Raw genomic sequence first — 11,930 nt, 5'->3', positions numbered from 1 at the left:
GGCAACTTCTAACAAAGATCAGTATTGAATGAGTGACCCATCGCTTTCCTTTAAAGAAACCTGGAGCCAACTTCAGAAGCTCGTCAATCAGCATTTACCTGATGCCCTGGATCACTCACCAGACTGCCCCCCGATTCTCAGAGAAGCAATGTCTTATAGCCTCTCCGCGGGGGGAAAACGGCTTCGACCCATTCTGGTTTTGCTTAGCTGTGAAGCCTGTGGCGGAGATAGGGAAAAGGCACTCCCCGCAGCCTGTGCTATCGAAATGGTGCACACTTACTCCCTAATCCATGACGATTTACCAGCCATGGATGATGACGAACTTCGCCGGGGAATGCCCACCAGTCATATCAAATTCGGAGAAGCCAACGCGATACTGGCCGGAGATGCTTTACTGACGCGCGCCTTTGAAATCATGGCTGAACAAATTGCAGTAAAGTCTTGTGCTGCTGAATGTTGTGTTGATTTAGCTAATGCCGCTGGTGCCGTCGGTATGGTGGGCGGACAAGTCGCTGACTTAGAATCAGAGCACCGTGAACACTCTACTTTGGAAGAATTGGAAGCAATTCACCGCCGCAAAACAGGTCGACTGATTTGCAGTGCCCTTACAATGGGTGCCCGGATTGCGGGTGCAGACGCCGTAACCCTGCAAATACTGGAAAGATACGGCACTTGCATAGGTTTGGCATTTCAAATTACCGATGATCTGCTTGATTTAATCGGTGATGAAGAAAAAATGGGAAAAGGCGTGCGAAAAGACGCCGAACACGGTAAATTAACCTACCCCTCCCTGATTGGCGTTGAAGAAAGTCGCCAACGCGCTAAAAATTTGATTGACGAAGCGTGCCTCTCGATCGCCCCACTAGGGAGCCACGGCCAACGATTGGAAGAACTGGCCCATTTTATATTGGAACGAGACCACTGATGAAAATCGAAATTCTACCACGGATCAAGTCACCGCTTGAGCTGCAAACTTTATCCGGGAGTGAACTCGAAACCCTGGCTGCAGAGATTCGTGAAGTTTTATGCACGGTTGTGGAAGACCGCTCGGCACACTTTGCCAGTAATCTCGGCGTCGTCGAACTCTGTATTGCCCTGCATCTCGCCTACGACTTTTCAAAAGATCGACTCATTTGGGATACCGGGCACCAAATCTACCCCCACAAATTACTCACAGGTCGCTACTCCCAGATTTCCACAATCCGTCGCAAAGGGGGATTGATGGGTTACCCCAATCCGGAAGAAAGTGAATATGACCTGTTCATGACCGGTCACGCGGGTGCCAGCGTTTCGACCGTCCTGGGTTTGAAAGCGGGTGACGACCTGACTGGTGAAACGGAACGTAAATCAGTAGCTGTAATCGGCGACGGCGCCCTTCCCTCAGGCGTTGTCTTCGAAGCCATGAATAATGCAGCCGGCCTGAATAAAGACGTGCTCGTCATCCTCAATGATAATAAAATGGGGATCTGCCCCCGCGTTGGTGGGCTGGCAAAATATCTGGATAAAGCTCGCGTTGCCCCCTTCTACAACGGCTTAAAGCGAGATGTCTCCTGGTTATTAAACAAAGTTCCCGTCGTCGGCGAGTCAATGGAACATACGCTGGGCAGCTTCAAAGAAGCCGTCAAAGGTTTCCTGCATGGCGGGATGCTGTTTGAAGAAATGGGCTTCCGCTATATCGGCCCCGTGGACGGACACAATATTGAAGAACTGTCCGGCTACCTGGAGATGATCAAAAACATCAAAGGCCCTGTATTGCTGCACGTCTTAACCGAAAAAGGACACGGTTTCGAACCGGCTACAAACGACCCGGTCTCCTTCCACGCACCGGCTCCCTTTCAGCGGAACGAAGAAAACGAAATTGTCCCCATCGAAAAACCGGGCAGCACGACTTCCAAAGCCTTCACTGATGTGGTCAGCAGTTCCATCTTCCAGGCGATGACCGACAACGAACGGGTGGTTGTCCTGACAGCCGCCATGTGTGCCGGCAACAAACTAGGGAAAATCCGCGATGGATTCCCGGATCGCTTTTTTGATACCGGCATCTGTGAAGCACACGCCGTCGCCTTCGCGGGGGGTATGGCCAAAGCAGGTCTGCGGCCGATTGTTGATATCTACAGTACGTTCCTGCAACGCAGCTTCGATCATATTTTCCAGGAAGTCTCGCTACAGAATCTGCCTGTCACCTTCTGCATGGACCGGGCGGGAATCGCCGGCGAAGATGGCCCCACGCACCACGGCGCGTTTGATAACACCTATATGCGCTGCTTTCCGAATATCGTAATGATGTCCCCCGGGGATGCCCGGGATGTCGAGCCGATGCTCGAATTTTCCCTGAACCATGACGGCCCCACAGCCTTGCGCTACCCCAAAGCGGCCGCTGATTCGGTCGAACGCAAGGTCGCTCCCGTGGAACTGGGCAAATCGGAAGTCTACGTCTGGGGCAAAGACGGCATGCTCATCGCTTTTGGCTCCCTGTTCACAAATTGCATCCAAGCCGCCGAACAACTCCGGGAAGAGGGCCTCGACGTCGGCGTGATCAACGCCCGTTTTGCCAAACCGATTGACGCCGAGGTCATTCATCGGGCGATTCAGGAATCGGGCTTTGTGATTACCGTTGAAGAAGGTACACTCTGTGGCGGTTTTGGTTCAGCCGTTCTGGAATCAGCCAATGAGGCAGGCCTGAATACCAGTCACCTCAAACGACTGGGCATTCCGGACCGATATATTGAACATGGCAACCGCAGCGAATTACTGGTTGACCTGGGACTGGATGTGGCTGGTATCCTGGCAACATCACGCGAAATGGCTCAGCAGACTAAAGTTGTGGTAAACGAGTAAATTTTCTTCTTACATTCTCCAATCAGTATGGACGCTTGATTTACGGAGCCTTTCGAATGTTTTCACTGAGTGCTGCGATTCCCTCACGGATTTTTTGTATCATCATTTCGCTATTGGCGATCAATCTGATTTCAGATCTGAAGTCAGCAGATGCGGAAACTTATGAATTCAGAGAACCCATTCAAGACTCTCGCACCTTTAATGTAGACTCCACGATCAATGTGGAAGGCCAACTCGAAACAGCAATCAAATCGGGCAAAGCCAGATCACTGACGCTGAACGTGGAAGGCAAACTTCAATATCTGGAACGCAGACTTCCGGGCACCGGACGCGACGCCGAAGCACTTCGGTCTCTACGTTACTATGAATCGGCAACAGCCAACATCGATGTGCAGGGACAAAAAACGTTTGCCCGCGGAAGAGACAAGCACCGCTTGATTGTAGCGGAAGGCAAAACGGAAGGTCTCTCGCTGCATTCTCCCACGAGTCCCCTGATGCCGTCCGAACTGGAATTGCTGAACTCACCGGGAGACAGCCTGCCCGTGATCGCACTACTGCCCCAATCGGATGTCGAAGTTGGCGAAGCCTGGACTCCCGATCGCTGGGTCATCCAGTCTCTGACCGGCCTCGAAGCCGTCCTCAAATCGGAGCTGACTTGTAAACTGGAATCCGTCGAAGATGAACTGGCGGTCATCAGCTTTCAAGGGAGTATTGAGGGTGCCACCGTGGGCGCGCAAACAGAAATTTCAGTGACCGGCAAACTTCAGTTTCGTTTAGATAAAAACTTCATCAGCCACCTGGAACTGAAACAGGAAGAAAAGCGGTCTGTCGGTTCTGTCAGTCCGGGCATGAAAGTGACCGCGCAGGTCAACTGGGACCGCAAACTGGCAGCGGCCCCCGGTCCTCTCACCGACGAAGTACTCGCTTCAATTCCTCTCGAGACAAAACCGGAATCAAAATATCTTAGTTTTGAGCCCCCCTGGGATGTCCGCCTCTTGTTGCCACGGGACTGGTATGTTTTTCATCAGACCGGCCAAGTCGCCGTGCTGAGATTACTAGATAAAGGCAGCCTGATCGCCCAGGCCAACATCTCGAAAATTCCGGCTGTGAAAGCAGGCGAACACACGCCGGAGGAACAATTCCAGCAAGATATTCGCACTTCGCTGGGTGACAAATTAATCAAGATTCTCAAAGCCGAAAACCTCTCTCCCGAAGATGGTCGATACATTCATCGCGTTACCGTCGCCGGCAAAGCGAATGAAATCCCCGTACACTGGATTTATTACCTTTGCACAGCACCCACAGGCAAACAGATCTCTTTCGTCTTCACCGTCGACGAAAAACTGGTCGAACAACTGGGGAATCGAGACACCGACGTCGTTCTCAGCCTCAAATTTCTGGAACCAAAGCCAGCCCCTGTTCAGGCAGGCCCCACCGAAGCCAGCAAGCGGAAATAATTCACCGCTTTTTCATCTGGCCATCAGCCCTCGTCTGTAAGACTTCTGCAATTCCCTGCGCGGAACAACCAGTATAATCCATACATTCCTCGACTGAGATTTCGCACTGAAGTCGAATTGTAGGACACATTCCTCCCATCTGCGCACTAAGCTTCATTATGTAGAAGCTGTTCAAAGCGCTACATCAATGTCATTTCAGACAACACACTGATCCAATAACTAAAACTTCATCTCCTTCGGGCGAGAAAGCTTTCCTTCCCAGTCAGGAAGAGAATCATGATGACAATCCTCTTAGTATCTATGATTTCCCTCACAAATGATGTTCTGATTTTATTTGGAGCGGGACTTTTAATCGCCGTCAGCCTGGGTTTTACCGCCGGCTATTTTTTCGGCAAAACTGCTCCCGCACGGCATCTCCGCCAAGCCAAAAAACATATCCAAGGTTGTTATCAACATGTCAAAGAAGCATTGGATACGGCACAGGCTGCCTGCAGCATGCTCGAAAAGTTTCCTGGTATGGTACTGACCAATGAGCAATCCAACGAACTGAATAAAAAACGTTCCAACTTGCTGGAACTCATCACGCGGCTGGTAGAGCGAAAAAGTTCCGATCCGGAGCAGGCCGTGGCGGAAACAAAAAAAGACAAAAAGAAAAAACAGAACTTCCCGGCAATGCAATGGGCTCTCGAGCCGGAACACGTCCATTTAAAACTACCTGACACATCCGCATTTGAAGCCAACCTGGAGATGATGCTGCTGGGAAGTACTTCGAGTGAACAGACCTGCGGCTTACTACTCGTCCAGATGAATCAGTATGACCAGCTCAAAGAACGGTTCGGCATCATGGCTCCAGTCAAGTTCATGAAAACGATCTCGCGGCTGGTGTTACATAAGATAAGAGACGAGGACGTCATCTGTCTCTGGAAATCCGACACACTGGCAATCCTATTCCCCGGCTATTCACTCGAAGAAGGCCAGTCCAACGCAGAAACCATTCGCGAAGCGATTCGCCATCACCACTTTCGCCTGGAAGCCACCAGCCCGGAAGTCGTGGTGACCGCCAGCCTGGCTTATATCAATTGCGTTCCCGGCGACTCTGCCGAACTGGTACTGGAACGCGGTTCTCATGCTTTAGCAAAGTCTCAGAAAAAAGGCCGCAATCAGCTGATCATTCAAGACAGCCACTCCTACGAGCACAAAGCCGCCGTTTAGATCAACAGCAAGGTGACGACAACCACAATCTAAGGCGAGGGCTTCTTCGCAGGGTCCGGCTGCATTTCACCAATCCACTGTCGAATCAAATCGACGGCTTCCTGATGCACAATGCGGTTGCCGATATTCGGCATCCGCGCCGCCAGATCATTGGACTGCAAGCGATGCATCAAAATCGATTTGTCAGGTTCACCGGGAACAATGTCGTAATCACGGCCCCCTGATCCCCGTCCGGCGGCGACCGGAGTTTTCCAGATACCGATTTTCGCAGGGTCAGATTGAGTCAAACGTAAATCCAGGCCCGTCGTTCGGGCGTTCCCACCAGGACTATGACAGTGCGCACAATTCACCGACAGATAAGCACGCACGCGCTGGTCCAGTGTTCCTGAATCCGGTTCATCAAAATCAGCGAGAACTTCGATCGAGTCTGGTTTGGGAGCGGCTTCCAGTAATCGGTTGCGAGTCAGGTAAGCCAGTTGATTCTCTGCCCCCTGTGCATAATGATAAAGCCGATTCAGATTAGAGGCCGTCGGTCCAATGGGTACGTATTTATCGTGATGGCTATGACAACTGATGCATTGATTGGCATTCGGTATTAAATGCCGCGTCGACCGTGGTTTCCCGTCGGAGTGAATCCAGGAGACCTCCACTTCGCCTCCTCCCAGACTCAACTCCGCCTCCGTTTGCTCTTCATTCCAGATATAAGAATATCCGTACCAGCCGGTCTCTTTGAGAAATTCCACACGTGTTTCTAATAAACGTTCTCCCTGTGAGGGATCTCGCAGATCATTCAGATAGGAAAATGTTTTAATCAACATCGTCCCCACCGGAAACTCCAACACACCGGCTGACTTGAATTTGATTTGCCTCCCTTCAGGTAATCGCACAAACCGATACTTGGATGTGTAATCGGTAAACAGAGTCGTTATCAAATCATAGGGAATCACACCATCGACGGGTTTCTGTGATGCCCCGTTTCCCTGAAACAAACCCAACTCCGACAGCTTGTTGGGGGCAGCATAATAAACGAGTAAGGTCGTGTTTTTCGTTGGTTGTGGAGCGCCATGCGGTTTGAGCTTCACCGGTTTGAGTGGCGGCAACGTCCCTTCAAATGGTGCCATGTCTGGGCTGGGCCGATATTTGCCCGCCGCAATATTGACGGGACTTAGATTACTGAAATCGATATTCAGGAACTTCGCCTCCCCATTATTTGACAACCGGAGACTTTGCTCCGACGGAAGTTTCCCATCAACCTGCTTTTGCGGATCGACCACACCGTCATACACAATCGCAGGCAGCGGTGTGCCGACGATGGACTTCAGTACTAAACCGAGTTCGCCATCGGGTACCGTGCCGCCTCCCTTAATTTGATTGTCATGAATCGAAACGCCTTCCGGATAGGGATCGTAGTTTTGATCCTTCAATTTCTTTCCATAAATCAGAAAACTGACCACCGAGATGCTGAAGGAATGATTCTCCTCGATTTGATTTTCAAAGACTTCCACATCATCGGTCGCCATCACCAGCACTCCCGAACCAGAGGGAACAGAAGCGACCATGTTCCCTTTGGGTGCAAAATTGGGAGTATTGTTTTTGAAGATCCGATTCCGGAACAGACGTACGTGGCGTCCATTCTTCTGAGGAAGTCCTGGCAGGTCGAACACCAGGAGTCCGCCGGTATTCTTCGTGACAATATTTCCGTAGACGTCGGCATTGATGGTGTTTTCGATCTCAATGCCGGCAACATTTGATTCCGCGCGGCAGTTTCTGACAACCACATCAGTGGACTGGCCGACATAAATCCCCGCGTCAGCTGCTCCAATCGCAATACAATTTTCAATCAACACGTTTTTACACTGAACCGGATAAAGCCCATAGGCCCCATTGGTTGTTTTTGGCCCCCCCGTCCATTCAGTGCGGATCCCCCGAAAGGTCACATTCTCAGCCCCTAAAACTTTAATCGCATTATGGCTGGTGTCTTCCACCGCAAAGTCTTCCAGAACAAGATTATCTCCACTCGCCAGTAAACCAAAGCTGCCGTCCGTCTGATTTTTAAATGAAAGAACCGTTTTCTCATGGCCTTGCCCACGAATCGTGACATTATCCGTTACCAGGTTTAATCCGGACCGCAGCTCATATTTGCCCGCTTCCAATACAAGCACGTCGCCCGGAATGGCTTGAATCAAACGAGACTGAAATTCAAACTGAAAATCAGGACCAGGTGAAAACGTATAAGTCGCTGACTCCAGTTTCGGCACGTTTGACTCCGCCGCCTCAAGGCGATCCCCTATGCAGAAAAACACGGCAATCAGAATGGGGCCTGCGAAACGGAATGTTTTGTGAAATGCGAACGGAATGGTCTGTGGCATATCGGATCAACCTGCGCTGAGTTTGCTCATTGAAAAGATTTATTTAAAGACAACGGAAAGCCCTACACGTAATAGATTCATCAGTGAAGGCTGGCGGTACAAATTCATCAGCCCCCAGCCAACCGCTTCCGGATTGGGGTGTGAGGGGAACCAGACCGGTTTCGGAAATAAGGTCAACGGACCATACAACACCGTTTTTTCCACATCCGAAAGAAAGAAGGTGTTATGCACGTTTCCAATTCCACTGGCTACATTAGTTAAATTGGTCCCCGGTGCGCCTCCCCAGGGGGTTGACATGAATGCATAATTCAAAGCAGGCCAGTGATTGATTCCCACGGCGCCATAATTCATGCGGGAGATACAACGGTCCAGAACATCGCGATTTGTTTTTTGAAATGCATTCGGAACCGTAATGGTGGCACACAGCGTCCCCCACACTTCCTGGTTCACAAAATCAACGGCCCGTTCGAGAAACTCGGTATCGGAATCAGCCTCAAGCGCAGTTTCCGCACAAACACAGACAAATGATTCTTCCTGAAATAAATGCGGCGACTGACTTGGGTCAGCATTGCGGATCAACTTCCAAGGCAGGAACTCTTTGTTCTCAGGCACATCCCCGGTAAACCGCTCCCAGCGTTCCGCCGCACCGGGATAGTAGGCATACCGTCTGGGAATCTGTTCTAGCTGACGCTCAATCAGCGCTAAAAACCGGTCGCGTTGCGGCCAATCCGCAGAGGTAATGATGACTTTCGTCGCCAGGCAATTAAACGAAGCGTTATTCACAATCGAAGCAGCAATATTTTCCGCTTGAAACTGCAACTGTTTTTCCGAGTATGCGCCAGGCACCACGATCCAGGGAGAGACATTTCCCAGCTCACTTGTAATCGGCACATCGATCAGAGGCTGATTTTTCGCTTTCCGCGACTCCCGTTCTGCAGGATCACTGCCCCAGACAATCGCATCGTGTGTCTGCGTCGATCCGGTAATATGAATGCGATCAATATCGGGATGCGAGACCAGATATGCACCGGCGGCGGCAGTTCCTTCTACAATCCGTAATAACCCGGCTACTATCAACGGCTGAAACGCTTGCTCGAATACCGGTTTCAGATATGCGTTGACCGGATTCATTTTCAGCAAAACCCGTTCCCCATCCTGCAGAATTTTCGTCAACACATCAGTGGCAGGAATCGCCGACACGTTTCCTGCTCCCAGTACCAGTGTCAGCGGCATTGATGCACTGCTGTCTGTTTTCAAATGAGCGAGATCAAATAGCGACGTCGATTCCACACCCGGCTTTAACCAGGCCTCTGCCTTCAGCCCGGCGAAGACCAGCGCGTCATAAATTCCGCTGGTCGGAAAAACAGGTACGCGCCACTGCTGCCCTGTTGACAACTTTGGAGACCTCGGGAGACGAGGTTGATCGGAACGCGCGATCGCTTTCAAGCTGATTAATAACACTTGCAAAAATCGAGCCACGGAAACCGGCCCGGCCAAAAGTTCCTCTGCACGGACCGGGCTCGCTTCCGGAATTCGTTTCGCCTGACAGGAAAGATCGACCCATTCCTGCGTGGCAGTGGAAAGACTGAGCAGACACTGCTCGATCAATTCAATCCGCTGCCCGATTGAAAAGCCAACCGACGCCCGGTTGGCTTCAGCCAGTTCGGTTAACGCCCGAACAAGGTCAGACTGATTCGGAATCGAAACACCTTGCTGATGCAGGATCGTTTTCTCCATCGTAGAAAATCACATTCCACTTCAAGTTACGGCGAGGTAAAGACACTGTTTTTTGATTCTAAGGTGTCTCGACCACTTCTCCGCCGTGAATTGTTGAAAGGGCCTGATAGACGCCCAGATCGATATTCTCACTGATGAAGTGCACCGAACCATCTCCATACAGGAAATGAGCTCCGCCAACATGCTGGCTGCGGAAATTACTAGTGGCATCCGCGCTTGTGCCAAATGAGCAACTGGAAAAGCTTCCGAGGTCGATCAGTGTTTCAGTCGTCAGCGGTTTATTGATCCGGTCAGCGGTACTTCCAAAGACGCTGGCCCGAGGCCCCATAAATAATCCTGCTTTGAAATCAGATGGAGGAGGTTGTGCTACCATCCAGCCTTGTGTTGCTTCCACTGGTGTCGCTGGTGCGGTATTGCAGCCCTGCCCCTCACAAAGCATAAATTGAGAGCCGGTCGCTCCTTCCCCCATCGCGATTGTATTACTCGAACCATCAACGATGTCCCGCATCTTGGCCCCCTTATTGAGGTCAAACATCCCTTTAACATTGCTGGGGTGGTTACTGGTATTGCACCAAGCTACATTCGATCCACGACACATCAGATAAGTCGTAATCCCCAATGTTCCCATCGCCGGTATCACAGCATCCAAAGCAGGCTCATGAAGCGGATTTGCCCCAACATTAGAGGGACAGACAAACATCGGAATCACAGTTCGGGCCACCGCGGGAGACTGCTGTTCCCAAGGCTCTGAAGAATCATAGAGATTCGACAGATTCGCCTGATCAAAATAAGGCAGCATCATCACAATCCCGTTGGCAAAAAAATCACCACCGCCTGAAGAACCCGGCTTGAAACTCGCCCCCAGCGGAAAGGTGCTAAACGCTTCGTGATAATTGTGCATTCCCAGACCGAACTGCTTCAGATTATTTTTGCACTGTGATCTGCGTGCCGCTTCTCGTGCCTGTTGAACTGCAGGTAGTAGCAATGCAATCAGAATCGCAATAATTGCGATAACCACTAACAACTCAATGAGTGTGAATCCTCTTTTTAGAGGTTTACGATGTGCCATGACGCTACTCCTCGCATATTCAGAAGTGTTAGGAATTGACTATTCGTATGTGCTTGCAGCACGAATTTCAAAACTCGGTCAATCAGATTGAGTCCAGGCACTCTTTCTGCCAGAACCACAATTCGAACATACACGCTCTGACATGTCGTTCTCTGATCAACGAAACTCACTCTTGAAAGTTTCCGGCAGTTCAAAAAGATGTGAATCGGAACCGCCGACCCTCATGGTAGCTGTAAGAGAATAACCTCTTATCGATTCATAAATATGAGTCAGAATTACTGGTTTTTCGTCTAAAAACATTGAATAACCGGTAACGTTACCGTTACATTAATATTAATACTAACCTGCTCTGTTTCCGAATTCAACATAATTCGGATCAAAATGGTGCTTCAAAATGTAAATCGGATCGACAAGGTATCTGGTTCAGCCAGGGTTTCTTCACAACCTGAAACGCGCTAGTTATACTCGACTTTCCTCACACCAAATGGAGTTTGAATGACATCAACCGATGCAGAAATGGTACCTCCCAAAAAGGAAGTCAATTCCCAGGCAGCGATCCTGAAAGCAGCCATCGAGGAATTTGCTGAACGTGGCGTCGAGGGTGCTCGAATTGAATCCGTCGCGCGAAAGGCGAAATTTAACAAGTCACTCATTTATCGTTACTTCACTGATAAACACGGGCTATTTGAGGCAGCCCTGCAAAGTAAGCTTGAAGAACGGAATGAGAATGTCGAAAAGATTCCCGTCAAAATTGAAGAAGTCCTGCAATTCTACTTCGAAGAAAACTTACGCGACCAGAATTACGTACGCGTTCTCTTGAACGAAGCTCAGCAGAATGAAGGTGCGCCGCTCATCGATGAACCCTGGCGACGGGACTACTACCAGAAACATATCAATCGCCTCAAACAGTCACAGGCAGAAGGCACGATTTCCGACGAGTTTGATCCGGTCTCCTTGATGCTGATCTTTACGGCTCTCGTCTTTTTCCCCGCGACACTGCCTCAACTGGCACAATTGATTTCGGGACACAGTGTCGATTCTGAAGAGTTCAAAGCGATTTGGAAGGATTGTCTGACAGCGATCACAAAACTGCTCCAATCCGGTGAATGATCGGAAACCGACGCGCAAATTCACGTAAGCCATTTTAAAAAATGCACTTAAGACAAATACTCCAATCATAATTCTTGCCATCAAACTTGAACGTTCATAAGCGCCCTGGACTTTTTCTTATTTTGAACCGGATCCGGA

General features: G+C 50.2%; 8 protein-coding genes. 5 read left to right on the top strand and 3 right to left on the bottom strand.

What is annotated here, in order from left to right:
- Nucleotides 1–28 precede the first annotated feature (28 nt).
- The 4 genes from Pan241w_RS06645 (at nt 29) to Pan241w_RS06630 (ending at nt 5,507) form a co-directional block, all read left to right on the top strand.
- On the top strand, nt 29–925 hold the full coding sequence (locus Pan241w_RS06645; protein WP_145212744.1) for a polyprenyl synthetase family protein: 897 nt from the start codon (nt 29–31) through the stop codon (nt 923–925).
- Entirely contained in the window at nt 925–2,838 is a 1,914-nt protein-coding gene (dxs, locus tag Pan241w_RS06640) for a 1-deoxy-D-xylulose-5-phosphate synthase (protein WP_145212741.1), read from the top strand. Before Pan241w_RS06645 ends, dxs begins: the two co-directional genes overlap by 1 nt.
- Nucleotides 2,839–2,894: 56 nt before the next feature.
- The gene (locus tag Pan241w_RS06635) at nt 2,895–4,295 is read left to right on the top strand and encodes a hypothetical protein (protein WP_145212738.1); all 1,401 of its coding nucleotides are present in this window, start codon (nt 2,895–2,897) and stop codon (nt 4,293–4,295) included.
- A gap of 276 nt (nt 4,296–4,571) precedes the next feature.
- Nucleotides 4,572–5,507 carry a GGDEF domain-containing protein gene (locus Pan241w_RS06630; protein WP_145212735.1) on the top strand — a complete coding sequence of 312 codons (936 nt, stop codon included), beginning with the start codon at nt 4,572–4,574 and terminating at the stop codon, nt 5,505–5,507.
- 29 nt (nt 5,508–5,536) lie between these two features.
- On the opposite strand, the gene Pan241w_RS06625 is transcribed toward Pan241w_RS06630, so the two are convergent.
- From Pan241w_RS06625 to Pan241w_RS06615, 3 genes are read right to left on the bottom strand one after another with little or no spacing between them, the layout of a single operon-like run.
- Complete coding sequence (locus tag Pan241w_RS06625; protein WP_145212732.1) at nt 5,537–7,876, bottom strand: parallel beta-helix domain-containing protein; 2,340 nt, start codon at nt 7,874–7,876, stop codon at nt 5,537–5,539.
- Nucleotides 7,877–7,915: 39 nt separating this feature from the next.
- Nucleotides 7,916–9,613 carry an aldehyde dehydrogenase family protein gene (locus tag Pan241w_RS06620; protein WP_145212729.1) on the bottom strand — a complete coding sequence of 566 codons (1,698 nt, stop codon included), beginning with the start codon at nt 9,611–9,613 and terminating at the stop codon, nt 7,916–7,918.
- Between the two features lie 58 nt (nt 9,614–9,671).
- A complete protein-coding gene (locus Pan241w_RS06615) occupies nt 9,672–10,682 on the bottom strand; it encodes a DUF1559 domain-containing protein (protein WP_145223240.1) in 1,011 nt (336 codons plus the stop codon).
- A 495-nt stretch (nt 10,683–11,177) separates the two neighbouring features.
- On the opposite strand from Pan241w_RS06615, the gene Pan241w_RS06610 reads away from it, so the two are divergent.
- Complete coding sequence (locus Pan241w_RS06610; protein ID WP_145212726.1) at nt 11,178–11,792, top strand: TetR/AcrR family transcriptional regulator; 615 nt, start codon at nt 11,178–11,180, stop codon at nt 11,790–11,792.
- Nucleotides 11,793–11,930: the final 138 nt, after the last annotated feature.

It is taken from the genome of Gimesia alba, from assembly GCF_007744675.1.
In the GTDB taxonomy this organism is placed as follows: Bacteria; Planctomycetota; Planctomycetia; order Planctomycetales; family Planctomycetaceae; genus Gimesia; species Gimesia alba.
This window is presented reverse-complemented; position numbering and strand designations above follow the sequence as displayed.

Bases quoted from the DNA above. Each gene is read 5' to 3' on its own strand.
- dxs (WP_145212741.1), top strand. From the start codon at position 925: ATGAAAATCGAAATTCTACCACGGATCAAGTCACCGCTTGAGCTGCAA.
- Pan241w_RS06610 (WP_145212726.1), top strand. From the start codon at position 11,178: ATGACATCAACCGATGCAGAAATGGTACCTCCCAAAAAGGAAGTCAAT.
- Pan241w_RS06635 (WP_145212738.1), top strand. From the start codon at position 2,895: ATGTTTTCACTGAGTGCTGCGATTCCCTCACGGATTTTTTGTATCATC.
- Pan241w_RS06615 (WP_145223240.1), bottom strand. From the start codon at position 10,682: ATGGCACATCGTAAACCTCTAAAAAGAGGATTCACACTCATTGAGTTG.
- Pan241w_RS06645 (WP_145212744.1), top strand. From the start codon at position 29: ATGAGTGACCCATCGCTTTCCTTTAAAGAAACCTGGAGCCAACTTCAG.
- Pan241w_RS06630 (WP_145212735.1), top strand. From the start codon at position 4,572: ATGATGACAATCCTCTTAGTATCTATGATTTCCCTCACAAATGATGTT.
- Pan241w_RS06620 (WP_145212729.1), bottom strand. From the start codon at position 9,613: ATGGAGAAAACGATCCTGCATCAGCAAGGTGTTTCGATTCCGAATCAG.
- Pan241w_RS06625 (WP_145212732.1), bottom strand. From the start codon at position 7,876: ATGCCACAGACCATTCCGTTCGCATTTCACAAAACATTCCGTTTCGCA.